Here is a 26,281-nt window from a genome sequence, read left to right on the forward strand (position 1 = left end):
CATACCAATAAGGTTGTTGTGACCTTGGTGTCTAATATCCATAACGGACAGAGGAAGATTAAGAAGAAACCCTAATAAAGATTGATTTAGGGTAACTCATCCATAAGCGTAAATGTGACGCAATCCACGCGCACAGAAAGTACTTAAGATAATGCTTTTTTTTAATGATATCGTAATTGGTTAAATCGAGTATAGGCTTGCCGGGAGGCTTTCTCAATAATAAATCACACCCGGCTCACGTGTTCCTTAGTGACTATTTCTATTGGAAATTAATTCACTTCGTCCTTGATGCTACCGCTGTGTTAGCGGCTCTCGTTACTTAGCCCATCCTTGGGTCTCGCCTCTATCAGGCTGCCGCTTGCAGCGTTCAAATCGATTTCCGACCCGAATCATTCCTTATCCAGGCTCACCGTGGTTCATTCGTTTGTTGCTTTGCTGTAACACCGATGACGTTGGGCATCGGATTAGTATCATTTTTTTCTTTTCGCAATGCGTAGCAATGAATGCCATATCCTAAAAACGCCAGCACCACGGTCGACAGCATCACGGTCACTGTTGCCAGCAATGGCTGGCTGATATAGGCCGATACCAACATACTGGCAACAAAACATAACCCGAGCTGAAGCGTATTTTGCAGCGCGGCTGCTTTACCGGTGTTAGCTGGAAAAGGCATTAATGCATTCGCTACGATAATAGGGTAGCAGGCACCATTCACCAGCGCCATTATGCAGAATGGAATAAGTAAGGTCAGCAGCGTCGGCGTGGTTAACGTTGCTATCAGATAAAGTGCAATCATGCTGATTGCATATCCCGCCAACAGCCACGGCAGCAAGGTATTACCCTTGATTCGGGAAAGAGCACTGCGACAACCAAATCCACCTAACAGGAAGGCCAGGGTCTGGGGGACATAACTTAATCCGATGACATTCGGGCTATAACCCATATCACCCAGAATAAAAGGTGAACCGGTTAACCAGGCAAAGAAACCGGCACTACAGGCAGCAAACATCATCACGTTGCCACTAAATGTTGCCGACTTAAGCAACTGCCAGAAACTGATGTTGGTGCTAATGCGTGCAGCATTATCTTGTGCGGTTTTTTTGCGTTCGTTCAACCGCGCCGTTGGGATCAATAGCAGCAACGTAACGGCCAGTAGCACTACAAAAATTGAACGCCAACTGAAGTGGTTTAATAACCAGGCACCCAGTAGCGGAGCTAACGCGGGAGAGAGTGCTACGAGCGGCATAATGGTGGCAAACACGCGATTGGCCTTGCCATCGCGATAACGGTCTACCACTAACGCCTGCCAACTTACAGCAGCAGAACACACCCCTACCGCCTGAATAAAGCGGAGTACCAATAATTGTGTCGCATTTTCAACCCATAAAATCCCCAGACAACCGATGGCAAATAACGCCAAACCGGCTAACAGTACCGGTTTACGGCCTAACTTATCCGATACGGGTCCCCAGATAAGCTGAGCGATAGCAAAACCGGCGAGGAAGATACTTAAGCTGGCACTGATGGCGCCGGCAGACGTTTGAAGCTCTTGTTGCATTGCGCCAAAAGCGGGTAGATACATGTCAGTGGCCAAATAGCCCAACATACTCAGACCGGCCAGATAGAACATAAAACCAGACGACGTTTTCATTCTTTATTTCTCTTTATATCCTTGGTCTTTGAAACCGCAGAGGTGTTAGCAGCGGCTCCAATGACGTTGGCTAAATTATAATTTTTGCAGGCAAAACTTCTGTTATAGAAAATTAATTGCGGAGGGCATTCTATCCGCTGCGATATTCTGTTGTGAAACGGTAATATTTGCACCATGCTATTAAAAAATTTGATAGCAAATTGGTGATGTAAAAAGGTGAAAAACTATGTGGTCTGAATATTCACTGGATGTGGTGGACGCAGTAGCCCGTACTGGGAGTTTCAGTGCTGCTGCTCAAGAATTGCACCGCGTACCGTCTGCGATTAGTTATACGGTGCGCCAGTTGGAAGAGTGGTTGGCCGTTCCGTTGTTTGAACGACGTCATCGCGATGTGGAATTAACCGAAGCTGGCGTGGTTTTTATTAAAGATGCGCGAGATGTTATCAAAAAAATGAATGACACACGCCGTCAGTGTCAACAGGTGGCGAATGGTTGGCGTGGGCAGTTAAATATAGTAATAGATAAAATTGTTAAACCACAGCGTAGTCGCCGTTTAGTGTTGGATTTTTACCGACATTTTCCTGATATTGAACTGCGGGTACGCTATGAAGTATTCAACGGTGTGTGGGATGCGCTGGTGGATGGGCAGGCGGAAATGGCCATTGGTGCGACCCGCGCGATCCCGGTCGGTGGGCGGTTCATCTTTCGCGATATGGGCTTTTTAAGCTGGCATTGTGTGGTGAGTGTCGATCATCCTTTAGCCCAATTAACCGAGCCACTTAGCGATAATCAGTTACGGCCTTATCCCTCACTTTGCCTGGAAGATACCGCCCGTAATTTACCTAAACGTGACACCTGGACTTTAGCAAACCAGCAGCGATTGGTCGCCCCGGACTGGGCAACGGGAATCGATTGCCTGTGTGCAGGATTGTGCATCGGGATGGTGCCGGCACATATGGTATCGCCGTTGATTGAGCAAGGGAAGCTAGCGGCACTGACGCTGGCTGAACCGTTGCCCGATAGTCCATGTTGCTTGACCTGGGAGCAGAACAACCATTCACCAGCATTGGCCTGGCTGCTGGAATATCTAGGTGACAGTGTCACACTTAATACCGAATGGTTGAAAGATGACAGTGAGTTATCAATCAATGACTGAGGATTAATGAGGCAAGATTAGCCGCCGGTAGAGCTAAACACTACCGGCAGGAGAGGATTAACGGCGATAATCGAGGAACGGGCCATCAGCGACAGAACGGCGCTCAATCAGTTTAGGGTGTACCTCAATGGTCTGCGAATCTTCACGTTTGCTGACAATACGGTCAAGTAACATGGCAAAGGCCGTTTCGCCCAAGCGCTCTTTGGGCTGGTGAATAGTGGTTAGCGCCGGCGAGAAATAGCGCGCATTACGCACATTATCATACCCGATCACCGAAATATCTTGTGGTACCCGTAGGCCCAACTCATCAGCAGCACATATCGCGCCCATGGCCATAATATCGCCGCCACAGAACACCGCCGTTGGGCGATGTTTTTGTGTCAGGATTTGATGCATCGCTTTATAACCGGATTCCGGTTCAAAATCCCCTTGGACCACCCACTCATCACGCAGGGTAATATTTGCTTCTTCCAGTGCTTTCAGGAAGCCCTGGTGGCGGCCACCACCGGTATTACGGGCTAACTGGCCGGGGATAGCCCCAATGTCACGATGACCGCGCTCAATCAGGTAACGGCCCGCCAAATAGCCGCCTTCAAAAGCGTTATCAATAATCGAGTCAGTAAAATCACCCCGTGCGGTTCCCCAATCCATGACGACCATTGGGATATTGCGATATTCTTCCAACATCCCGAGTAGCTGCTCAGGATATTCTGAACACATCACCAGCAACCCATCGACACGTTTTTGTGCCAACATCGCCAGATAAGCTTTTTGCTTGTCCAGATTATTATGAGAATTACATAAAATCAGGGTATAACCTTTGCTATAACAACTATTTTCGACCGCTTCGATCACTTCGGCAAAATAGGGCGCTTCGCTGGATGTTGCCAGTAAACCAATTGATTTAGTGTGATTAACTTTCAAACTGCGGGCTACAGCGCTGGGTGAATAATGCAGTTCTTTAATGGCAGCCCACACCGCAGCCTTGGTATTCTCGGCGACGAAACGAGTTTTGTTGATAACGTGCGAAACGGTGGTGGTGGACACACCCGCGTGTTTGGCCACATCTTTAATCGTTGCCATAAAAAGAATGACTCCTAAGCTTACCGGTTACAGTAGGGTAAGTATTATGTTAATCGTTTGCCTGCATAACCCGAAAACCGCTCAGACAAAAACACGATATTAGGCTGGGAAGTTAAATCAGCTGATTGTCTGAGAGTATTTATTGGACGTTATTAGTCGGTATGCAGTTATGAACTGCGAATTTTGGCTGATCTGGAGGAAAAGTGAAAGGGGTAATCAAAGTTATAAAGTGCGTAATGAGCACAAGATTTTTTTTCTGAACTGTGGGAAAATAATTTAACACACTAACTATGTGCCTTTTCCCTACTACAAACTAACCGGCTAAGGAGTTTTTATGGATACCAATCTGAAAATGTCGCTGATTACGACTGTTGGTGCGCTGGCGATGATTATTGTCTTTAGCTTCGTGGCGGTAATGAATTAATTAAACCGCTTGCCGGTGTGAAGTGATAAGTAGGGCGGGTTAATCCCGCCCTTAATTATTTTTACGCGTAATGCGACGATGGGTTGTCACTCTTCTTGCCGTATCAGGCTAAATTTTTCTCAACGAAAGACCAGTTAACCAGTGCCCAGAAGTTTTCCAGGTATTTTGGCCGCGCATTGCGGTAATCAATATAGTAAGCATGTTCCCACACATCTACGGTTAACACTGGTTTATCGTTGGTGGTCAGTGGAGTTGCTGCATTAGACGTACTGACAATCGCCAGTGTGCCATCTGCTTTTTTAACCAGCCAGGTCCAGCCCGCACCAAAGTTTTTTACTGCCGCATCAGTAAATTGTGCTTTAAATTCAGCAAAAGAACCAAATGATTGATTAATGGCATCGGCAACTTTGCCCGTAGGTTCGCCGCCGCCGTTAGGTGACAGGCAGTGCCAGTAGAAGGTGTGGTTCCAGACTTGGGCCGCATTATTAAAGATCCCGCCATTAGCGGTTTTTACAATCTCTTCCAGCGTCTTACCCGCAAACTCAGTGTCTTTAATCAAGTTATTGAGATTAACCACATAGGTGTTGTGATGCTTGCCGTAGTGGTATTCCAGCGTTTCAGCTGAGATGTGGGGCTCTAGCGCATTTTGCGCATAGGGTAATGCCGGTAATTCAAAAGACATCGCTCTCTCCTTTCGGGGTTGCTCAGGGTGTTTGCTCCTCAAATCACATCAATTGCCACGGGCAGTGAGGTGGCGAAGAGCGGTTAAAGCTTAATTGTTGTATTTTTGTTGTGGGTATTAATCTTAACAACTTTCAACAGGAATGACAGATATAACCATACTGTTTGATGGGTGATTGTATCACCGTTATGCCATGGGGATAACAAGTGCAGGGGCGTTATTGTGCCATCAGCACCCGGTAGGACAACCGGGCGCAAACTGAAGTCTTAGCGGATGGTTTTCGGTGTGACCACACGGCGTGCGCCAACGTAATGATCCTGCCAGTAGTCATTGTCCAGCATACTGATACGAATTTCTTCACCAGTGCGTGGGGACTGAATGAACTTACCGTTACCCAGATAGACGCCTACATGGTCGGCGACGCCACGGTTGGCAATATTGAAGAACACTAAATCCCCGCTCTCCAGCTCAGCACGTTTGACGGGGGCGGCGTCACGCAAGTGATACATCTCGTTCGCGGTACGCGGCATTTTTATTCTGATCACGTCTTTATAGGCGTAATAGATAAGCCCGCTGCAATCAAATCCGGTATTAGGAGAGGTGCCACCCCAACGATAAGGTTTACCGACTTGCTTCATCAGTTTGCTCATCGCGGTCTGTTTGGCGTGTTGATAGCGTTTTTTATGCGCTGGACTGAGCTTGATTTTACTATTGGCGACTAATTCGGTAGCCGCTTTGCCTTGGGTTTTATTTCTGTGTCGGCCATAAGCGACTCTTTCTGTTTTTTTACCTGCAGTCACTTTTTTATTGGCTGCAGTTTTAATATTGGTTTTTTTCGTATTGCTGGTTTTTTTTGTAGCGATTTTACTGACTTCCTGCGTTTTCTTTTTAATGGTTTTAGTCGTGCCGGCGGCAATTTTCTTTTTATCGCTGCTGGTTGCTGTTTTATTGGTAGTCACTTTGCTGGTAGGGGTTTTATTGCTGGCTACTTTTACTTTTTTGGTACTTTTATCTGCTTTACGTTTTTTACGATCATCAGGGCTGGCCTGGCTGACCTGTCCTTTCTTCTGCTCAGCAGACACATGAGCCTGCGGCGACGCATGCGCCAGATTTAAAAATAGCTGGGTAAACAGCAGCACAAACAGCGTAAATATTAAACGCATAATAACGCTACCAACCTTGCCCTGAGATGAATATGAAGAGTCACAGTATTGCCGAAACTCACGATATAAAAAAGCAGAGAGCGACAGGATCTTAATCGATATTGTGAGAAAACATTAATGGCTTAGATATTGTCGCTTTTTCACACGTCTAATGGACTTAAATCAACCATACGTCAACGAGTTATCTCTTTCCTACTTGAAGCCGCAGGGGGAATCCCATAAAGAAGATAATAGTGAAGTGATGGGATCAAAAATGTTATTCTAAATGCACATATTTGTAGCTGACAATATAACCATTCGTCCACGGAGTAAAGCCCCTGCAAAAGATGGCGTTTTATTCCAGTGGTAACAGTCGCTACAATAGGCCGGACGCAATAATAAAACAGCCCTAATGGATAGGTTCTAAGTATTGTAGCCACTATATGGCTTGAGGAAGCAAGAAATGACGACGATTGATAAAATCCAGCGCCAGATAGCAGAAAACCCAATCATGCTTTATATGAAGGGTTCACCAAAGTTACCTAACTGCGGTTTCTCGGCTCAGGCTGTGCAGGCGCTGTCTGCCTGTGGCGAACGCTTTGCTTATGTTGATATCCTGCAAAACCCGGATATTCGTGCGGAACTGCCAAAATATGCTAACTGGCCAACCTTCCCACAATTGTGGGTTGATGGTGAATTGGTCGGCGGTTGCGACATTTTGATGGAAATGTATCAGCGTGGCGAACTACAACAGTTGTTGAAAGAAACCGCTGACAAATACCGTGCACAAGAAGAAAAGCCTGCCGCAGAATAGGGCATGTGTGTTTTCTGTGACAAAAATAAAAAGGTGGCCTTTGGGCCACCTTTTTTGAACGTAAAATTGTTGCGTCTTCTCTCATGAACAATCTTATTTCGTGAACACTGCGCTATTCGGATTCCCCCGCCGGTATAGGCCAGCCACCCAGTTTTTTCCAGCGGTTGACCAGTTCACAGAATAATTTTGCCGTTTGCATGGTGTCATACAATGCGGAGTGCGCCTGACTACTATCAAACGGAATACCTGCCGTCAGGCAGGCTTTCGCCAGCACAGTTTGCCCCAGCACCAGCCCACTGAGCGCCGCAGTATCAAAGGTTGCAAATGGGTGGAACGGGTTACGTTTCAAACTGGCGCGTTCAGCAGCAGCCATCACGAAGCTGTGATCAAAATTGGCGTTGTGTGCCACGATAATAGCTCGGTTACAACCTTGATCTTTCAGCCCTTTACGCACGGCTTTAAAGATGGCGTGCAAAGCATCGTATTCACTCACAGCACCACGCAAAGGGTTGGTTGGGTCAATGCCATTAAATGCCAGTGCTTCTGGTTGCAGATTGGCACCCTCAAATGGTTCTACATGGAAATGCAGCGTTTCATCGGGTAATAACCAACCATCCTTGTTCATCTGCAAGGTTACGGCAGCAATTTCTAATAATGCATCGGTTTGCGCATTAAAACCGGCGGTTTCCACATCAATTACAACGGGGTAATACCCACGAAAACGGCCACTTAGGGCGTTAAGATCACTTTTATCTGCCATCAGTTTCTTATCTTCATCGAATTCAGCGCGCATTATGTCAAATTTTAGCGCGGGATGCAGGGGGATATCGCGATGAGAAAAAAGGCACCTTAGGTGCCTTTGCGCTAATCAGTTGCCAAGGCCGTGTCCGGCGCTCTTATTCTCGATTAACTCGATTTTGTAACCGTCGGGATCTTCGACAAAAGCAATAATAGTATTACCGCCTTTTACCGGGCCGGCTTCACGGGTCACATTCCCACCCGCCTGACGAATTTGATCGCAGGTAGCGGCAACATCATCCACGCCCAGCGCCAGGTGACCAAATGCAGTCCCCATGTCGTAACTGTTCACGTCCCAGTTATAGGTCAGCTCAATCACTGAACCTTCACTTTCATCGCTATAACCGACGAAAGCCAGCGAGTATTTATACTCCGTGTTTTCGCTGGTACGCAGTAAACGCATCCCTAATACCTTGGTGTAAAAATCGATAGAGCGTTGCAGGTCACCAACGCGGATCATGGTATGGAGTAAGCGCTTCATAATACCTCTTTATAATCAACAGTTTAAAGTCTTAAAATCATTATAAATCAAAACTGATTCATAATCATATAGTAATATCATCCCGCTCTCTACCATGACTCTTCTGATATTTGGTTATCATTATGGCGGGATTGTCCCTGGAAAGGGGGGAGTAAATTGACTTTTTTTGTGACATTATGTCAGTACACTATTCTGATTCAGTAAAATATCTGTATTATCCCGTGGTTAGTCGTAGGAATTTTATGGATACTATTCTTATGAAAATGGACTCTTTAGTTGTAGCGATAGCAGAAGCTTTATTTAATTTATTGGTAAGCCTATTTTCTTTTTTATTTTCGATAATACTCTTCGTGGTTGAAGCAATTTATTCTTTAACCTAGGGTGCTAAATGGATACGTAGATTAATCACAGTAGGCGTATTGAGGGCTATTGCGGGTATTATCGTGTTTTTTGCCATCATGTGAAGATCAATTTAATCGACTCTCCCGCTATGCGTTCTTGTGGTTAATCATCTGCATGTTAAGTAATATCATTAAAAAACAATCTGTTAATTTATAGTTGAGTACCGTCACTTCTGAAATATCAGTTTGATGCCTAGCAGCGCCATGACCAAACCACCAATACGGTCAAAATATATTTTGAAACGCATATAATAGTTTCTTGGTACCGGGGCTGACAGGACACAAGCGACGATTGCGTACCAAATGAGGTCAATCAAGAATGCCAGAACAGGTAACACAATATACATCCAGCCCACGATATTCTGAGTAAGGATTGCGGCAAATATGCCGCCAAAAACCAATGCTGTATTGGGATTACTAATTTGTGTAATAAGCCCGATATAAAACGAACGAGACAGACTTGTTTGTCCGCCAACCTCGGGTTCAAATTTTATTGCTTTTTTAGGCGCGAAAAACATTTTAAAGGCTAAATAAATGAGATAAAAACCGCCGCCGATTTTAAGTGACATATATAGCCAAGGTACGGTGAGTAGCAAAGATTGCAAACCAAGCAGAGCGACCAAGGCAAAGAATGCACACCCGGTGCCCATGCCTAAAGCAACGGCTAAACCATTTTTAAGTGAGGATGACATTGCCGTTCGCGCAACAAGGATGAAACTCGGCCCTGGAGACATAGCCCCTAAAGCTATCACTCCACTGATGGTTAAAACAGAAATAATAGTGCTGTCCATTTTATCCTCCCTGTAAGTATTCCTCTGTTTCTACTCGTCATTTTTTACAAAATCAATGGCTTTATCTTGTTTCCAAAGAATTCGAAATGAATCACTAAATACCTAAGTCGATAGCGGGGGTTGTATTACATCATCCGTAGTGGGGGCAATTGCGCCATTTTTTGTGTTATCTCACCTGTAGCCATAAACAAAACAGCCAGTCAGAGGGTTAATCTAACTGGCTGTTATTTAATGATTTAATTTACGGACTAATCACAGAGTTGGGTAGTCGGTATAACCTTTTGCGCCACCGCCATAGAAGGTATCACCATCTGGTTCATTCAACGGAGCCTGTTGTTGCAGGCGGGTTACCAGATCCGGGTTAGAAATATAGCTACGGCCAAAGGCGACGGCATCAATAAACCCTTTATCAATGAGCTCTTCAGCTTTTTCAGCCGTGTATGCACCGGCACCCACAATCACACCTTTGAATTTGGCGCGAACGGCATCACGGAATGCGTCGGAGTAAGGCTTACCACCCGCCCAGTCGGGTTCCGACATGTGCAGATAAGCAATATGACGTTTGTTCAACTCGTCAATGAGGTACAACGCAGCCTCTTCCTGATCCTCGCCATTATCCAAGCCGTTGAATGGCCCCAATGGTGAAATACGAATACCAATATGTTCAGCGCCCCATTCGGCTACTGTTGCATCAACCACTTCCAATGTCAGACGGGTACGGTTTTCAATACTACCGCCGTATTGGTCGGTACGTTGATTGGATGCCGGAGACATAAATTGATGCAGCAGGTAGCCGTGGGCTGCATGCAATTCAATATAGTCAAAGCCAGCTTCACGGGCATTCGCTGTTGCCTGACGGAAATCATTAATGATGCCAGGGATCTCTTCTGTTTCCAGGGCGCGTGGGGTGGAGCAGGGAACGCGTACCCAGGCTCCCGTTTCATCGCGCACGGTGGTGCGGGTATCCGCGGCAATGGCTGAAGGTGCTACCGGCGCTTGCTGACCTGGCTGCAAACTGTTGTGCGAGATACGGCCGACATGCCATAACTGTACAGCAATATGTCCACCGTCTTCATGCACCGCCTGCGTGATTTTTTTCCAGGCGTTTAACTGTTCCTGAGTGTGTAACCCTGGAGCACCCGCATAGCCTTTCGCCTGGAAAGAAATCTGGGTGGCTTCGGTAATAATCAAACCGGCGCTGGCCCGTTGACGGTAATATTCAGCCATCAGAGGAGTTGGAATATCACCTGGCTCAATGCTGCGCAAGCGCGTTAGCGGAGCCATAAATACGCGGTTTGGCAATGTGAGCGCGCCAACTTTCAAAGGGGAGAACAGTTTAGCAGTCTTCATGGTGCGTCCTATATTAATAGACCAGTCAACTAGTAACTGGGTAAATTCTGAAAAACAAAAGTGTTAGCTTCAGAATCATTGGATTATGGGGTTGGTTGTAGAATCAGTTCGATACTTTCTAGCGCACAGGTCAGCGGAGCAACCGATCGTTTCACTTTAGCCCGCAGTGAAGCACCGAGCCACAAGGCATACAGTGTTTCAGCGGTTGCCGCCGGTGAGAGCGTAATGCGCAGCGAGCCCTCAGCAATACCGGCTTCAATGGCATCTTGCAACCGACCAATCACACGGGCAGTGCCGATATCCAATGCATGACGCATAGGTTCGGATAAGTCACTTACCTCTGCTGATAGTTTAACTGCCAGACAAGCATTGTGGCATTCACTGCCACAATAGTTAGCAATAGCTTGAGCAAAATAGTGCAACAAATGGTGGCGCATATCACCTTGTGAATGGGTGAGCAGGCTTTCCATTTCAGCGTCGTAACGATCAAAATAACGCTGTAGCATCGCTTCACCAAAAACTTCCTTAGAACGGAAATAGTGATAAAACGAGCCTTTCGGTATGCCTGCCGTGGTCAGTAACAGGCTGAGACCCATACCATTAAAGCCAAGACGCAGGCTAAGGCTCTCACCGGTTGCTAACAGATGTTCACGGGTGTCTATGTGTGTGTGCTGTATTTTGTTCATGTCGCAGAGCGTAATAGACCAATCGGTCTAGGTCAAGAAAAAAATGCCAGCGGAGGGAAACACTAGCATCAAGCTCACTATCAGGTATTAACTCTTTACGGACTTTTTTGACTAATTCTTTCGCCCTGAGTTCGGCATTTCTGTAGTAAATCTAGTTCTGATTGGTATTCAGTGGTTTGAATATTCATCATGCCCAATAAGGTATGAAACAGATTATCTTGTGATATTTCATCATGTTGTGCACTGGAGGATAAGCACTGACGGTCAATGCCATAGTTTTTTGTATATTCAGGTGATAGCCACATTAGAAATGGTATATGTGTCTGCTGACTTGGGGCGAACATATAAGGGGTACCGTGCAAATACATGCCATTTTCGCCTAATGATTCACCGTGATCAGAGAGATAGACCAGCGCAGTGTTAAAGTTATTATTGTGTTGTTGCAATAACTTAATGGTGTTACCCAACATCGCATCGGTATAAAGAATAGAGTTATCGTAGGTGTTTACCAATTCCTGTGGGGTGCAATCCTGAATTTGGTTGCTATCACAGGTAGGGGAAAACTGGCGAATTTCTGGGGTTGAACGGCGATAATAAGCCGGCCCGTGGCTGCCCATTTGGTGTAAGACAATGACACCGTCACCTTGTAGCCCATTAATATAATTATCTAATTTATAAAGTAATGCGTTATCTAAACAGACCCCGTTCTCGCAATCGGTGGTGAGCTGCAATTGGGTAACATCCTGATGTGGGATGCGATCGCAGGCACCTTTACAACCCCCGTCATTTTCGCGCCATAAGACATTCAAGCCAGCGTGGGCAAGAATATCCATTAAGCCCTCCTGATGACTGGCGAGGGTGGCATCATAATTTTTGCGCGCCATATTCGAGAACATACAAGGTACCGACACCGCAGTTTCAGTCCCGCAGGATGATGCTTTGCTGAAATAGGTAACATCTTGTTTTTTCAGGTTCGGGTTGGTTTCTCGCTCATAACCGCCCAAGGAGAAATTCTCTGCACGGGCAGTTTCACCGACCACGAGAATGACCAGCGTTTTCTTTTGTTGCCCACTAATCAATGGGCCTTTATGGGCATCTTCACCGAGTGTTACCAGTGGCAGATTACGGGTGAAATATTTGTGTTTAGTGAATTGAAAACTGCCACTGACAAAGTTGGATGGAGTTAACATTTTAACGATGTTTTTATTATTACGAATCAACGATGCATAATCTTTATAAAACAGGGCAGCAACCAACAGAATAATCACTGCTGATATCAAAATATTTGCTGCGCGCAGCCCCAACATATACCACCATGGGCGGCTGACCCGAATACGGGCAAAGCAGACCAGGGTCGCAGGAATAATACCTGCCACCAGTAGCCATAGGGTCATACGGGGAGTGAAAAGAGCGGCCGCCTCTTGTGAGTTGGTTTCAAAGGCATTTTGCATCATATTGGCGTCAATGACGGCACCATAACTAAACATAAAATAGTTTGCCGCCGCGCTGCCCAACAGCAATAGAATAATGATTGGCTTATGCAGAAAGGGCACAGCTAACAGGCTAAATATGATGTTCAGTGCACAAAATATCACCACCGGAATTGTCGCGGCGAAGAAGTAACTGTCACTGCTGTCAAAATGGATCAGCGACCAGGCTTTCGCAATAAACAGTGCGTTATGACCCAGAGTGAAAAAGAGTGCACTGGCCAGGATAAAACTCAGGCTGTTACACCGTAACTTATATCGAACATTCATTGTGAAAATGGAATCCTACAGTTCACTAATTACCTGAATGGTATCGAATGAAACTTAAGATAACCTTAGCGGTTAAGGGCCGCGCCTCGGCGCTGATAGCGGATTTTTACAACCGTAAACAAATTGGACTTGCCAGCCGCGGTGAAGCAGTCTTCAATTAAGGTATCAGCCGCAGGAGGCAGCGTGTCTCAGCAACTTGAGTTTTTCGACATTCCCAGTCCGTGCCGTGGCATCTGCCAATCAGATGACCGTGGCTTTTGTCGTGGCTGTCTGCGTAGCAGGGATGAGCGCTTTAATTGGATGAAAATGAGTGACCCGCAGAAACGGGATGTATTGCGTTTATGCCGCCAACGCCTAATGCGCTTGCAGCGTGGTAACAAACAAGTCGATGAGCCGTTACCAGAACAACCTTCCTTATTCTAATTCGCGCTTAATCGGTCTTAAACTTTACCATTTCTGGCTATTTTACCGCTAAGCCCCCGTTTGACCTTTAATTGATGGTTCAGGGAGGATTTAACCTTACCGCCGGTTGTGTATGCTTATAGGTAGATAAACAGATGAGGTAGCTAATAATGGATACACGTAGCCAACTGGCTCCGCTTGGACCTGAATTTTCACGTATGATTTGCGGTTATTGGCGGCTGATGGAATGGGGCATGACGCCTGAGCAGTTGTTGGTTTTTATCGAGCAACACATTGAGTTGGGTATTACTACGGCGGATCATGCTGATATTTACGGCGGTTATCAGTGTGAACAAGCATTTGGCCAAGCCTTACGGCTTAAACCGTCCTTGCGTGACCAACTGGAGCTGGTGAGTAAATGTGGCATTGCCACCACGGCTAAACCGGAACATGCGTTGGGGCACTACATTACGGATAGTTCACATATCATTGCAAGTGCTGAGCAATCATTGGCCCATTTGCACACTGATTATCTTGATTTACTGCTGATTCACCGCCCGGACCCGTTGATGGATGCCGATGAGGTGGCAGAAGCCTTCACCCAACTGCACAAAAGCGGCAAAGTAAAACATTTCGGTGTGTCAAACTTTACCCCTGCGCAATTCAATTTACTGCAATCACGCCTGCCATTCTCGCTGGTAACGAATCAGGTAGAGATTTCCCCGCTACATCAGCCTGCTATTGTGGATGGTACGCTCGATGCTTGCCAGCAACTGCGTATCAAACCCATGGCATGGTCTTGTCTTGGTGGTGGTAGGTTGTTCAGCGACCCGGAGTACCAGGCATTACGTGATGAGTTACAGGCGGTAGCTGACGAAATCGGTGCAGCAAGCATTGAGCAAGTGGTTTATGCCTGGGTGCTACGTTTGCCGTCAGCGCCGCTGCCGATTATTGGTTCTGGCAAGATAGAGCGGGTTAAAGCCGCATGGGCATCACTCTCCTTGACGATGACTCGCCAGCAGTGGTTCCGCATTCGTCGTGCTGCACTGGGTTATGACGTGCCTTAAGCTTCTTTTCTGCGCCAGTAAGCCTCAGGCTGGCGCAGTTTTGCTTTCCTCAGCAGGAGGGGCCAGTTGCAGTTGTGTCAGTGAGCAATATAATCGCCAAATCAGCCCCGCCAGTTCCCGCCCAGAGGCATCGGGGTATTGAGCCAAAATAGCACTCATTCGTTGTAACTCCTGCAATGTTGCGAGTAACGAACTGGGTTGCACACCTTTTTCGGTCATACACCCCTTCAGGCAGTGAATACAAACGTCCCGTACTGCTGACAAGGGTGCAGAGGTGGTTTGCCAATCACGTAATTGCCAGACCACATGGCTACAATTGAGCAATACCATCCCCCAACGCAGCAGCCACAGGCGAGCTGACTGATCTTTACTGAGATTGAGTTGGTTAATTCGATGGTAAATCAGTGATTCGAATTGATTCTGGCTCTGTTGTGGATGGCTACTGATTTGATCAATGAAATCGCGGCGGAGCATCCGAATGATACGTCGACTTTTGCGTTTATCAGAACTGGGGCGCAATAGCTGAAAAGCAACACCAGCTAACATTACGCCGACTAATTTACCAATATTATCATTAAGGAACTCTTGATAATCATAGCTCGGCGGGTTGGTTACACTTAGGAAAGAACCCATAAAGACAATCAATTGTCCCCACAATGAAGCATAGGCCGGATGCTGTAGTTTCATCATCTGCATGGTGATTAAAATGGGGAACAGTACGGCAGCAAATTGCCAGAAATCATCAATCTGTACCATCACACCAAACTTAAGAATAAAACAGCCGATAGAAAGCAGAACAATGGCTTTCAATAGTGTAGCAATACTGTCGGTTGGCGACGGGGTTGCGGAGTAGAGCACGCAACTTACCGCGGCCAATGCCAGTGCAGCACTGCCCGAACTCCACTGCGTATTTATCCAAAATGCACAACCAATAACAATACACACGAAGGTTCGCAGCCCATTATAGGCGGCCTCATAGGTATCGGTATGGCGAGCCAGCGCGGTTACTGGTGGCGGTTGTGGCAGGTCGCTGGCAGATTCTTTATCCAACTGTGTCAGCCAACGATTCACTTGCAAATATAACCAACAAAAATGCTGTAATCGTAACCAGAAGGCGCGGTGTCGATAGTCGAACTCATCATGCGGGGCGATTTGTTGCAGTATTTTGGCCAATTGATATTTATCGCAATCGGGTCGCTGTAGTGTTTGTAGCAACTGTGACAGAACTGGTGTCAGGTTCTCCGGTGGCGTTGGCCAGTTAAGCAACATGCGTCGTAAACTGGTAATTACACTGGTTATACGTAATTGACGATGCAAAATAAAATTCAAGACGTTATTTTGCCGCCGCAAGCGGTAATGGCTCCAAAAGGCCTGGATCCGCAGTACATTCATGGTCAGGATCTGGCCAATTACCCCTTCATGTGAGGCACGTAGCTGGGGGTTATGATCGGTTTGCCACAATAACTCGGCATGTTCCAGTAAGCGAGATTGCATGCGGCGCAGTGAGGTCAGTAATGCTTCGCCGTCGGAGGTGCTCGGCATCAGCATCATCATCAGGCCACCACAAAGAATACCGGTAATTACTTCACACACTCGGGCTTGCGCGATATCAAAAATTTGCTGGGTGCCAGCGGTGTTGACCGTAGAAAAGGCAATAATCGCGGTGGTATAACCGGCTAACGCAAACGCATAAGAAACATTATTTTGATAGTGATTGGAGACAAAAGTACAAAGGGCAATCCAGGCTGCAATGGTAAAGGTAAACAGCCAGGGGTCATTTAGGCAATGGCCGGCAATTACCACGGATGCGGCCGCCCCCAGTAAGCTGCCGATGATGCGACCAATACTCTTGCTGATGACCCCGCCGACGGTGGGGAAACTCACCACCGCAGCGGAGGTCATTGCCCAGTAAGGCTCATCTAAATTCAGCGCAAAGGCAATCCACAGTGATAAGCACATTGCCAATGAATTACGCAATGCATAACGCCACTGACCGGTATTGGCTTTACCCCATGGGGTCTGGTGCCACAGGGGGAAGGAGATACGCATCGTTTAGTCAACCAGTGAAATAGTGCAGGTGGTGCCGGCAATAAGGGTGACATCGGCTGGGACATCCAGCAGTTTGATTCTTACCGGAACCCGTTGGGCCAGCCGTACCCAAGGAACATTAGGTTTTACATCTACCAATAAGTCACCGCTGCTATCAACACTTTGGTCATAAATAGCACGACCAATACTTTCGACTACGCCGCGTAAAGGAATGTTGCCATTATACAAAACAATCTTTGCTTTATTACCTTCTCTAATATGTTTCAACTTGGTTTCTTCGAAATAGCCCATCACATAGAATGAATTGGTATCGATTAGCGCGACTAATGGTATGCCGGCGGTAGCATAGTTACCCACCCGTGTTTGCAAGTTGGTTATATAACCATCGGTCGGCGCATAAATACGGGTTTTGCTGAGATTCCATTTCGCTTGTTCGACATTCGCCACTGCGCCCTGATAGGCCGCTTTCATGCTATCGGCGGTTAAGTTGGCAATGTCGAGATCTTCACCAGAAATGATATTTTTCGGTAAATTTCGCCGACGTTCTGCTTCATGATTCGCTTTAGCCAGGTCAGCTTGCGCCTTCACTAAAGCGGCTTGTGCGTTATCCAGTGCCAGTTGGTAGGGTTGTGGGTCAATCACAAATAATAAGCTACCCGAGCTTACCAACTGGTTATCATGAGCTACTATTTTAACCAGCCGGCCCGACACTTCCGGGGTGATGCTGACCAATTCAGCCCGGACTTTACCATCGCGAGTCCAGGGTGATTGCATGTAGTAGTTCCACATCCACCAACCCGCACAAAGTGCGAGAGCGAAGACAATGACAGAGGAGAAATATTTAAGAGACTGATGATTCATATCAATTTACCAACTGGCTAATATCCATAAAGAAACGCTGACCGCAATGACAAAAATTGACAGATCCATTAATATTGGATGCCAGATGTCACCAGAGTAGATCCAATTCCGTAGGACATGATGGATCAATAGCCAAAACACCAAACCTAGCATAACCGCCTTAAACATCGGCGGGAAATAGATTGAGGCACCTATAACCAAGTCTGTAAGAGGTGCGTTTATGGGTAACACTGATACATACATAAGGTTAATCCTTAATAGGTATTTTTAGCTAAAACATCATTTTTTCTAAAGGATTCGCCGTATTTATTGCTATTACCCTAGCATCGACGGTATATATACATTTGTGTTTTTAATGTTAATTACCCAAAATAGACGGGACTCTGGGAGTTATGCTAGCACGCTAATTAAAAGGAGGGGCAATTGGAATCGACATTAGGATCTGATTTAGCACGATTAGTTCGCGCTTGGCGCGCGCTTATCGACCATCGGTTGAAGCCGCTGGAGTTAACTCAAACGCATTGGGTTACCTTGCATAACATTAATCGTTTACCGCCTGAACAGTCACAAATTCAACTGGCAAAAGCGATTGGTATCGAACAACCATCATTGGTTAGAACCTTAGATCAACTGGAGGAGAAAGGTTTAATCACACGGCATACCTGCGCAAATGATCGCCGTGCGAAGAGGATAAAACTGACGGAGCAGTCTTCACCGATAATCGATACGGTTGATGGAGTCATATGTTCCACCCGTAAAGAAATTCTTGGGGGGATTTCAACAGATGAGATTGAATTGCTATCTGGTCTGATTAATAAGCTTGAGAGCAATATTAACCAATTACAAAGCAAGTAATAATAAAGATTTACGACTCTATTCACAGCAGAAAGAAATATTTTAGTAAAACAAGCCAGAGTTCATTACGAACTCTGGCTTTTACCTGAAGACAGTAATAGCAGAGTTATTAGCGTGGGCTAACGGTAACGGTGCTACCACTGCTCGCTAGCATCACGCGCTGACCGACGCTAAAGCGAGTTGGGCCTTGTTTTTGCACCACCAGAATGGTTGTGCCGTCATCTTTACGGACTTCAAGTTGCACGCCGTCGGTGCGGTTCATTGCGCCCTGAACACCTTGCCCTGCCATACCACCCGCAACAGCACCTGCTGCAGTTGCCAGGCTACGACCAGTACCACCACCAACAGTATTGCCAAGGAAACCACCCAAGACTGCACCGCCAATGGCACCCATAACATTGTTTTCATCGCCACCCTGAATAGTGACTGGGCGTACGGATAGTAGGGTACCGTAAGTCACAGTTTGTACTTGTCGGGCTTCGGATGCGCTGAAGACATCACCGGACAGGGTGCTATTATTGGCACAACCGGTCAGAGTAACCGCAGCGATAGCAACGGCGATTAGTGGCTTGATCATAAAAACTCCTATTAAAAATGCACAACCGTATTACGGTTCAGTATGCCAGGGATATCCAAATCCAGTCCATTGATGGCCCAGTATTTGCGCAGGGCCGATATTTGCACAAAGTATGGCTTACCCAAATGTTTATTTCACTACTTACTTATTTTAACTTTCTGCTTAATTTTTCGACCACCATCGATGGGTACGCAGCTTAGCGGTTTATACTTCAACGAATATTAAACGGCAGTTTAACTTTCTTAAAGTAAGAAATATCACTGCGATAAATGAAAATGTCAGTAAGAGTGACTTTTATGTGACCTTTCCTACAAATAAAAAGTAGCGTTTAGGACAGGCTCCTATAGCGGTATACACTTTAAAAAGTATATCTTTTCAGGGTGTTAATTTTATTATTCTGACTTGGCTTGTGGAAAGTCTTATTGCTATTTTGTCCCTGAATGAGGGAATAAGGTCATTGCTATGAAATCAGGCCGTTTTATTGGAGTGATGTCAGGAACCAGTTTGGATGGGATTGATGTGGTGTTAGCTGCCATTGATGAGCGTATGGTGGCCCAGCAGGCCAGCTATAGTCATCCAATGCCGCTACAGCTGAAAAAAGATATCCTCGGCATGTGTCAGGGCCAGTCTACGACCTTGTCCGCAGTGGGTAAGCTTGATGCCCAACTGGGTATCTTGTTTGCGCAAGCGGTGCAGGGCTTACTAGCAAAAGAAGGCCTTAGCGCACAGGACATTACCGCCATTGGCTGTCATGGGCAAACGGTGTGGCATGAACCGCTTGGTGAACCGGCGTTTACAATACAATTAGGTGATAATAATCGTATTGCTGCGTTGACAAACATTGCTACTGTTGGGGATTTTCGCCGCCGTGATATGGCTTATGGCGGGCAAGGTGCACCTTTGGTACCCGCTTTCCACCATGCGTTACTAGCCCATGCCACCGAGCGGCGCATGATACTGAACATTGGCGGTATTGCTAATTTATCTATGCTATTACCCGATTTGCCGGTGCGGGGGTTTGATACCGGGCCTGGCAATATGTTGATGGATGCCTGGATCTGGCGTAATCGTGCCTTACCCTATGATAAAGATGCGTGCTGGGCACTGTCGGGGCAAGTTAATCAACCGCTGCTTGAGCTGATGTTCAGTGATCCCTATTTTGCCAAGCCTGCTCCAAAAAGTACCGGGCGTGAATATTTCAATGCCGGGTGGTTGGATAAGCAATTGGCGAAGGTGCCGGGGCTGAAACCGGAAGATATTCAAGCAACGTTGGCAGAGTTAACCGCGCTATCAATCGCCGAACAGGTGCAGTTGGCGGGAGGCTGTGAGCGGCTGTTGGTGTGTGGCGGCGGGGCGCGTAACCCGTTGCTGATGTCACGGATGTCAACCTTGTTACCGGGGACGGAGGTGTGCGTAACTGACAATTTTGGTGTGAGTGGCGACGATATGGAGGCTCTGGCGTTCGCCTGGCTGGCATTTCGGACCTTGTCCGGTAAATCGGGTAATTTGCCCTCGGTGACCGGAGCCAGTTGCGAAACCATTTTAGGAGCAGTCTATCCTGTATCGTCACGCTGAGGGTGTTAAGCTGCCATAGGGTACGGTGCCTTATTCCATCAACGAGGACGACATAATGAAACACTTATTTGTTGCAACTTCAGTATTTGGCGTAACAGCAGTATTGATGTTGGCAGGATGCAGTCTGGTTCAACCTAAAAGTGAAACGTTGCATTATCAGTGTGGCACAACCCGGCTGACCGTTGCTCAGGACAACCGCCAAGATAAAGTCAATTTGGTGTTAGATGGTGAACAGTTGACCTTACCTCAGGTGCGTGCAGCTTCCGGTACTAAATATAGCAACGGCCACTATAGCTTCTGGTCGAAAGGAAATAGTGCTTTTGTTGAGCGTGATGGAAAAGTCATTATCAATGACTGTGTTTTGATCAAGTAATCAGGCCGTTGTCTGCTCTGAGTGATTGTGATTCTTGCTCTGCAAGGGCAGAATAATAGTCACTGCTTTCCTGCGCGTTACAGAGCTTATATGACTGACAAGAATGAATTTGATGTTGCAGATTTACGTCGTGAATATATTCGCGGCGGTTTGCGTCGCAGTGATTTAACCGAAAACCCACTGGACTTATTTGAACGTTGGTTAAAACAGGCCTGTGAAGCGCGTTTGCCTGATCCAACAGCTATGTGTGTGGCTACGGTAGCTGCCGATGGTCAACCTTATCAGCGCATCGTGCTGCTGAAGCATTATGATGATCAGGGTATGGTGTTCTATACCAATTTGGGCAGCCGCAAAGCGCAGCAACTGGCTGAAAATCCACATATTAGTCTGTTGTTCCCTTGGCATATGTTAGACCGGCAAGTCATCTTCCTCGGTACCGCAGAACGGCTTTCAACCCTTGAAGTGCTGAAGTACTTCAGTTCCCGCCCGAAAGATAGCCAGATTGGTGCCTGGGTTTCCCAACAATCATCACGTATTTCTGCTCGTGGTGTATTGGAAAGTAAGTTCCTCGAGTTAAAGCAAAAATTCCAGCATGGTGACGTGCCGTTGCCCAGTTTTTGGGGCGGGTTCCGCGTTAAGTTTGACTCTGTGGAGTTTTGGCAGGGCGGTGAGCATCGCTTGCATGACCGTTTTATTTATCAACGGCAAGCAGATGCATGGAAAATTGACCGTTTAGCCCCTTGAGAACGATGAAATAATTGTGGTTAAGCCTAGCGCTCGTGTGGCGGGCGCTTTATTCTATACCCTTCGTACTTGAAGCCGCAGGGGGTTTTTACGTTCGTTACTCGGCCCACCCCTGAGTCTCGCCTCTGCGAGGCCACGGCAAGCAAATTTGTCACCCTAATCGCTTATTTCTTATTTGAGTAAGCCCAGTGGGATTTGCTTGCTGCCTGGCTGCAACGCCAAGTTTTTTGGGTATAAATCCTCTTTTCCTGGTAAAAGATAATTTTTGTAAAAGACAATTTTTTGTGAAAAACAATGGAGTCGTTGATGACCAGCAGCAACCTGATTAAACAATTGCAAGAGCGGGGCCTCGTTGCCCAGGTTACGGATGAAGACGCGTTAGCAGAGAGACTGGCGCAAGGGCCAATTTCACTGTATTGCGGTTTCGATCCTACCGCAGACAGCTTGCATTTGGGTCATCTGGTTCCGTTGTTGTGCCTAAAGCGTTTCCAACTGGCTGGGCATCGTCCCGTGGCGCTGGTCGGTGGCGCTACCGGTATGATTGGTGATCCAAGTTTCAAGGCTAGCGAACGCAAACTGAATACGGAAGATACGGTTAACGAATGGGTGGAGAAAATCCGCCGTCAGGTTTCGCCATTCCTGGATTTTGATTGCGGTGAAAACAGTGCTATTGCGGCCAATAACTACGATTGGTTTGGTGGCATGAATGTGCTGACCTTCCTGCGTGATATTGGCAAGCACTTCTCTGTTAATCAGATGATCAATAAGGAAGCGGTTAAGCAACGCCTGAATCGCGATGACAGTGGGATTTCGTTTACTGAGTTTTCCTATAACCTGTTACAAGCTTATGATTTCGCTTGCCTGAATAAAGCTCACGGTGTGGCGCTGCAAATCGGCGGCTCTGATCAGTGGGGTAATATTACCTCTGGTATTGATTTGACGCGTCGCCTCCATCAGCAGCAAGTTTATGGCCTGACCGTGCCATTAATTACTAAAGCTGACGGCACTAAATTTGGTAAAACCGAAGGTGGTGCGGTATGGCTTGATCCGAAGAAGACCAGTCCTTACAAATTCTACCAGTTCTGGATTAACACCGCAGATGCCGATGTTTATCGTTTCCTGAAGTTCTTTACTTTCATGAGTATGGAAGAAATTAACGCGCTGGAAGAAGAAGATAAAAACAGCGGCAAAGCGCCACGTGCGCAGTATGTTCTGGCCGAAAATGTCACCGGCATGGTCCATGGTGCAGAAGGCCTTGCTGCCGCCAAACGTATTACCGCGAGCTTATTCTCCGGTGATTTAAATGAGCTGACCGAAGCCGACTTCGCTCAGTTAGCACAAGATGGCATGCCGACAATTGAACTGAGCCGCGATGCTGATTTACAACAGGCATTGGTTAATGCTGAGTTGGTCCCTTCTCGTGGGCAGGCGCGTACTATGATTGGTTCTAATGCTGTCGCCATTAATGGTGAAAAGCAGGCAGACCCAGAATACATCTTTACCGATGCTGATCGTCTGTTTGGGCGCTATACCTTATTGCGTCGTGGCAAAAAACATTATTGCCTGATTAGCTGGCTATAAGAATGAAATAAGATAAGGGGCCGAAATGCCCCTTATTTTTTGGCTAATGTTTTGTTAGCTGATGTTTTATTCCAGTCAGCGCTGTATTACAAAGTGGGCATGGGTGCCCTTAACTTTAGGCCGTTCCAATGAAAAATATACTTTCGATTCAGTCTCACGTTGTTTTTGGCCATGCGGGTAATAGTGCTGCTGAATTTCCTATGCGCCGAATGGGGGTCAATGTTTGGCCGCTGAATACCGTCCAGTTTTCCAACCATACGCAATATGGTCACTGGACTGGTTGTGTGATGCCCGCCAGCCATTTGACTGAGATAGTACAAGGCATTGCCGATATTGATCGGCTGAAAGATTGTGATGCGGTATTAAGTGGTTATATCGGTTCACCCGAGCAGGGCGATCATATTCTGGCTGCGGTTGCACGCGTAAAACAAGCCAATCCGAATGCCTGGTATTTTTGTGATCCGGTCATGGGGCATCCAGAGAAGGGCTGTATCGTCGCGCCAGGGGTGGCAGAGTTCTTCTGTAAAGAGGCCTTGCCTGCCAGCGATATCATTGCACCGAACCTGCTTGAACTGGAGCAACTTAGTGGTGTGCGGGTTGAAAGTGTCGAACAGGCCGTTAAGGTTGCTCGTGATCTCTGCGCCCAAGGGCCAAAAGTTGTGTTAGTTAAGCACCTAAGCCGCGCCGGTTATCATGCTGACTGCTTTGAAATGTTATTAGTCACGGCCGATGAGGCATGGCATATCAGCCGTCCGCTGGTGGACTTTGGTGCCCGCCAACCGGTCGGTGTGGGTGATTTGACCAGTGGTTTATTGCTGGTGAACTTGCTGAAAGGTGAAGCACTGGATAAGGCACTGGAGCATGTTACTGCCGCTGTATATGAAGTGATGCTGAAAACTCAGGAGATGGGTGAGTATGAACTTCAGGTTGTCGCCGCTCAGGATGGAATTGTTAATCCCGTCAGTAAATTCTCTGCCATCAAGTTATAATCCCTGCTATACAGTGCCCCTTAATGGAGGGGCACTCTAATTAATCAAAGGACTTATTTCTTAACGTCTTCTGCGGCTAATGCGGCTTTAACGGCTGGGCGTTCTGCTACACGGCCCATATATTTATCCAAATTACTGCGCTGGGTAATATCAAGTTTCAGCGCACTCGCCCAACGAGTGACAGTAAATAAATAGGCGTCAGCCACGCTGAATTTTTTGCCTAACAGATAATCGTGTTGTGCTAATACGCTGTCTACATAACTGAATTGTTTATTCAGCCGCTCACGTGCGATCGTTTTATAGTCATCTGGTGTTTTCGGGTTAAACAGTGGGCTGAAACCTTTATGTAATTCAGTCGCAATGAAGTTTAGCCACTCAATGGCATGATAGCGGGAAAGGGTCCCTGATGGGGCAATCAGGTGGCGGTCTGGCACCATATCTGCCAGATATTGCACGATAGCAACACCCTCAGTGAGCAGGCTGCCATCATCCAGTACCAAGGCGGGTACCTGTCCTTTTGGACTGATGCTTAAATAGTCTTCACCCGTTTCAGTTATTTTGGCCGCCAGATCGACACTCTCAATACTAAAATCTAACCCTGCTTCACGTAATACAATATGTGGAGACAGAGAGCAGGCACCGGGTTTATAGAACAATTTCATCACAAACTCCTTAATCGATCACTGAAAGAAAAAAGCTTCCTTAATCCTAAGGCAGGCGGGGGAAAAATGCTGCTAGCGGTGTAATATAATTGTGCGGGAAATAAAATTAGTCGCAGAAATAAAGTGTTGTCCTACAGCAGTGAGTATCCACCGCTGTAGGTAATCCCTGTCTGTTATTATCAGGCAGTGGAAATCAGTTACCGTGGTGGGCGAGTGCTGATCGATGCGGACCAGCTAAAAGTGGTGGTACTTGGTGCGGTTTTTTTGGTTTTTCTTTCTACGCGGGTTAACTTGGCGACTTGTTCCCGAGCGTTCATGATTTTATCTATTGCTTCTTCTCTTACTTTATTCTGTTCTGAATTGGTTAAAGCCCTTCCTAAATTTATTCTGGCTCTATCGAGTTGCGTTTTGACGTCACGTTGCTCACTTTCGGTCATTTCTTTTAATGTTAGCCTTTTCATTTTTTTCGCCTTGTTTGCATCAGTCTTACTCAGTGTACAACCTTATCCTGCGTGTGGATGTAAGAGATTGCGATCTGGGCGACATTAATCACCATAAAAGCCTGATATTAGCCCCAGTCAAAGCTAATAAAGCGAGAACCAACGGAGTAACAGCCACCGCTCTCTGTAAATGTTATCAGGAGCGGTGTTAACGAAGGGAAGGTTTGGAGGTCATAATAGCCGTGAACCGTAACCCCACAGCAATACAGTCAGACCAAGGAGTAACTCTAATACCAGCACGCCGATAGCAAATGTGGAACCGGAGAAGATAAAACCTTCTTGTCGGTCTATATTCAGGAAGGTGGGGATGCCCAAATACATCAGGTAGCCTGCATAGCAGAGTGCAATGATGCCAACCAATAAGCACAACCAGATAATCGGGTAGAGGGCAACCACGCCACCTAAAAACATGGGCGTTGCAGCATAACCGGCGAATAAGGTACAGCTTTGCCAACTAGGCCGGCTCTCATAGCGGCGGGCCATCCAATAAATTACTCGTCCCATGAGAGCTACCGCCGCCAAAATCAAAACATAGAAAATAATGGCAAAATAGAGTGCGGTAAGGGGAGCCAGTTTTATTATCTGACCATCACCAAAGTTCCAGCCCACTTGTGTGGTGCCGATAAACGCGCAAATCACGGGAATGGCAGCCATTAAAAGGACGTGATGGGCATACAGGTGGCGGACACTTTCCCCCTCGCGTTTAATTTGCTGCAATTCCTGACTAGGACGGGTCAGAAGCCCCCATACATGGTTTATCATAAATCACCTCCTTGCCGGTTATTGACCGCAAATAACAGACGGGTTTCATTCTGATATCGCTCAAAATG

General features: G+C 46.7%; 28 protein-coding genes. 11 read left to right on the plus strand and 17 right to left on the minus strand.

Annotated elements, in window-relative coordinates; all coding sequences use genetic code 11:
• Positions 1–406 precede the first annotated feature (406 nt).
• Complete coding sequence (gene punC / locus V2A84_RS06925) at positions 407–1,651, minus strand: purine nucleoside transporter PunC (RefSeq protein ID WP_083158733.1); 1,245 nt, start codon at positions 1,649–1,651, stop codon at positions 407–409.
• Positions 1,652–1,877: 226 nt separating this feature from the next.
• On the opposite strand from punC, the gene punR reads away from it, so the two are divergent.
• On the plus strand, positions 1,878–2,807 hold the full coding sequence (gene punR, locus V2A84_RS06930; RefSeq protein ID WP_083158734.1) for a DNA-binding transcriptional activator PunR: 930 nt from the start codon (positions 1,878–1,880) through the stop codon (positions 2,805–2,807).
• Positions 2,808–2,864: 57 nt separating this feature from the next.
• Here the strand turns inward: punR and purR are convergent, their stop codons facing one another.
• Entirely contained in the window at positions 2,865–3,890 is a 1,026-nt protein-coding gene (gene purR, locus V2A84_RS06935; RefSeq protein ID WP_083158735.1) for an HTH-type transcriptional repressor PurR, read from the minus strand.
• A gap of 334 nt (positions 3,891–4,224) precedes the next feature.
• Here purR and cydH point away from each other — a divergent pair, with 334 nt between their 5' ends.
• A complete protein-coding gene (cydH, locus tag V2A84_RS06940) occupies positions 4,225–4,314 on the plus strand; it encodes a cytochrome bd-I oxidase subunit CydH (protein WP_019079325.1) in 90 nt (29 codons plus the stop codon).
• Between the two features lie 103 nt (positions 4,315–4,417).
• On the opposite strand, the gene sodB is transcribed toward cydH, so the two are convergent.
• A complete protein-coding gene (gene sodB, locus V2A84_RS06945; protein WP_083158736.1) occupies positions 4,418–4,996 on the minus strand; it encodes a superoxide dismutase [Fe] in 579 nt (192 codons plus the stop codon).
• 266 nt (positions 4,997–5,262) lie between these two features.
• On the minus strand, positions 5,263–6,159 hold the full coding sequence (locus V2A84_RS06950; protein ID WP_083158737.1) for a C40 family peptidase: 897 nt from the start codon (positions 6,157–6,159) through the stop codon (positions 5,263–5,265).
• A gap of 442 nt (positions 6,160–6,601) precedes the next feature.
• Between V2A84_RS06950 and V2A84_RS06955 the strand changes: the two genes are divergently transcribed.
• A complete protein-coding gene (locus V2A84_RS06955; protein ID WP_442848667.1) occupies positions 6,602–6,952 on the plus strand; it encodes a Grx4 family monothiol glutaredoxin in 351 nt (116 codons plus the stop codon).
• Between the two features lie 112 nt (positions 6,953–7,064).
• Here the strand turns inward: V2A84_RS06955 and rnt are convergent, their stop codons facing one another.
• From rnt to eptA, 6 genes are all read right to left on the minus strand, one after another.
• Positions 7,065–7,745: a ribonuclease T gene (rnt, locus tag V2A84_RS06960; protein ID WP_193784653.1), complete on the minus strand. Its 681-nt coding sequence runs from the start codon at positions 7,743–7,745 to the stop codon at positions 7,065–7,067.
• Between the two features lie 75 nt (positions 7,746–7,820).
• Entirely contained in the window at positions 7,821–8,231 is a 411-nt protein-coding gene (gene gloA, locus V2A84_RS06965; RefSeq protein ID WP_005184478.1) for a lactoylglutathione lyase, read from the minus strand.
• A gap of 568 nt (positions 8,232–8,799) precedes the next feature.
• Positions 8,800–9,423, minus strand: coding sequence for a LysE family translocator (locus tag V2A84_RS06970; protein WP_083158739.1), 624 nt, complete (start codon positions 9,421–9,423; stop codon positions 8,800–8,802).
• Positions 9,424–9,675: 252 nt separating this feature from the next.
• Positions 9,676–10,773 (minus strand): alkene reductase, encoded by a 1,098-nt coding sequence (locus V2A84_RS06975; protein ID WP_083158740.1) that lies wholly within the window; start codon positions 10,771–10,773, stop codon positions 9,676–9,678.
• A gap of 83 nt (positions 10,774–10,856) precedes the next feature.
• On the minus strand, positions 10,857–11,459 hold the full coding sequence (locus V2A84_RS06980) for a TetR/AcrR family transcriptional regulator (RefSeq protein ID WP_083158741.1): 603 nt from the start codon (positions 11,457–11,459) through the stop codon (positions 10,857–10,859).
• A gap of 95 nt (positions 11,460–11,554) precedes the next feature.
• Positions 11,555–13,216 carry a phosphoethanolamine transferase EptA gene (gene eptA / locus V2A84_RS06985; protein WP_083158742.1) on the minus strand — a complete coding sequence of 554 codons (1,662 nt, stop codon included), beginning with the start codon at positions 13,214–13,216 and terminating at the stop codon, positions 11,555–11,557.
• A gap of 183 nt (positions 13,217–13,399) precedes the next feature.
• On the opposite strand from eptA, the gene V2A84_RS06990 reads away from it, so the two are divergent.
• Positions 13,400–13,639, plus strand: a complete 240-nt coding sequence (locus V2A84_RS06990) for a DUF1289 domain-containing protein (protein ID WP_083158743.1) — start codon at positions 13,400–13,402, stop codon at positions 13,637–13,639.
• A 149-nt stretch (positions 13,640–13,788) separates the two neighbouring features.
• The gene (locus V2A84_RS06995; protein WP_083158744.1) at positions 13,789–14,685 is read left to right on the plus strand and encodes an aldo/keto reductase; all 897 of its coding nucleotides are present in this window, start codon (positions 13,789–13,791) and stop codon (positions 14,683–14,685) included.
• Between the two features lie 24 nt (positions 14,686–14,709).
• On the opposite strand, the gene V2A84_RS07000 is transcribed toward V2A84_RS06995, so the two are convergent.
• From V2A84_RS07000 to V2A84_RS07010, 3 genes are read right to left on the minus strand one after another with little or no spacing between them, the layout of a single operon-like run.
• Positions 14,710–16,734, minus strand: a complete 2,025-nt coding sequence (locus V2A84_RS07000) for an FUSC family protein (protein WP_083158745.1) — start codon at positions 16,732–16,734, stop codon at positions 14,710–14,712.
• Between the two features lie 3 nt (positions 16,735–16,737).
• Positions 16,738–17,595: an efflux RND transporter periplasmic adaptor subunit gene (locus V2A84_RS07005; protein WP_083158746.1), complete on the minus strand. Its 858-nt coding sequence runs from the start codon at positions 17,593–17,595 to the stop codon at positions 16,738–16,740.
• A gap of 6 nt (positions 17,596–17,601) precedes the next feature.
• On the minus strand, positions 17,602–17,838 hold the full coding sequence (locus V2A84_RS07010) for a DUF1656 domain-containing protein (RefSeq protein WP_083158747.1): 237 nt from the start codon (positions 17,836–17,838) through the stop codon (positions 17,602–17,604).
• A 180-nt stretch (positions 17,839–18,018) separates the two neighbouring features.
• On the opposite strand from V2A84_RS07010, the gene slyA reads away from it, so the two are divergent.
• Positions 18,019–18,450, plus strand: coding sequence for a transcriptional regulator SlyA (slyA, locus tag V2A84_RS07015; RefSeq protein WP_083158748.1), 432 nt, complete (start codon positions 18,019–18,021; stop codon positions 18,448–18,450).
• A 109-nt stretch (positions 18,451–18,559) separates the two neighbouring features.
• Here the strand turns inward: slyA and V2A84_RS07020 are convergent, their stop codons facing one another.
• Positions 18,560–19,027, minus strand: a complete 468-nt coding sequence (locus V2A84_RS07020) for a glycine zipper 2TM domain-containing protein (protein ID WP_083158749.1) — start codon at positions 19,025–19,027, stop codon at positions 18,560–18,562.
• Between the two features lie 462 nt (positions 19,028–19,489).
• Between V2A84_RS07020 and anmK the strand changes: the two genes are divergently transcribed.
• From anmK to pdxY, 5 genes are all read left to right on the plus strand, one after another.
• The gene (anmK, locus tag V2A84_RS07025; protein ID WP_083158750.1) at positions 19,490–20,602 is read left to right on the plus strand and encodes an anhydro-N-acetylmuramic acid kinase; all 1,113 of its coding nucleotides are present in this window, start codon (positions 19,490–19,492) and stop codon (positions 20,600–20,602) included.
• Positions 20,603–20,657: 55 nt separating this feature from the next.
• Complete coding sequence (locus V2A84_RS07030) at positions 20,658–20,975, plus strand: MliC family protein (protein WP_083158751.1); 318 nt, start codon at positions 20,658–20,660, stop codon at positions 20,973–20,975.
• 90 nt (positions 20,976–21,065) lie between these two features.
• Positions 21,066–21,719 (plus strand): pyridoxamine 5'-phosphate oxidase, encoded by a 654-nt coding sequence (gene pdxH / locus V2A84_RS07035; RefSeq protein WP_372559107.1) that lies wholly within the window; start codon positions 21,066–21,068, stop codon positions 21,717–21,719.
• A gap of 306 nt (positions 21,720–22,025) precedes the next feature.
• Complete coding sequence (tyrS, locus tag V2A84_RS07040) at positions 22,026–23,300, plus strand: tyrosine--tRNA ligase (RefSeq protein ID WP_372569225.1); 1,275 nt, start codon at positions 22,026–22,028, stop codon at positions 23,298–23,300.
• Between the two features lie 128 nt (positions 23,301–23,428).
• Positions 23,429–24,289 carry a pyridoxal kinase PdxY gene (pdxY, locus tag V2A84_RS07045; protein ID WP_083158754.1) on the plus strand — a complete coding sequence of 287 codons (861 nt, stop codon included), beginning with the start codon at positions 23,429–23,431 and terminating at the stop codon, positions 24,287–24,289.
• A gap of 53 nt (positions 24,290–24,342) precedes the next feature.
• Here pdxY and gstA read toward each other — a convergent pair whose 3' ends face one another.
• The 3 genes from gstA to V2A84_RS07060 all read right to left on the minus strand — a co-directional run bounded on the left by gstA (position 24,343) and on the right by V2A84_RS07060 (position 26,213).
• Entirely contained in the window at positions 24,343–24,951 is a 609-nt protein-coding gene (gene gstA, locus V2A84_RS07050; protein WP_372569224.1) for a glutathione transferase GstA, read from the minus strand.
• A gap of 197 nt (positions 24,952–25,148) precedes the next feature.
• A complete protein-coding gene (locus tag V2A84_RS07055) occupies positions 25,149–25,412 on the minus strand; it encodes a DUF3811 domain-containing protein (protein WP_005184457.1) in 264 nt (87 codons plus the stop codon).
• Between the two features lie 210 nt (positions 25,413–25,622).
• Positions 25,623–26,213: a Yip1 family protein gene (locus V2A84_RS07060; RefSeq protein WP_083158756.1), complete on the minus strand. Its 591-nt coding sequence runs from the start codon at positions 26,211–26,213 to the stop codon at positions 25,623–25,625.
• Positions 26,214–26,281 lie beyond the last annotated feature (68 nt).

It is taken from the genome of Yersinia sp. 2553 StPb PI (genome assembly GCF_052217105.1).
In the GTDB taxonomy this organism is placed as follows: Bacteria; Pseudomonadota; Gammaproteobacteria; order Enterobacterales; family Enterobacteriaceae; genus Yersinia; species Yersinia enterocolitica_E.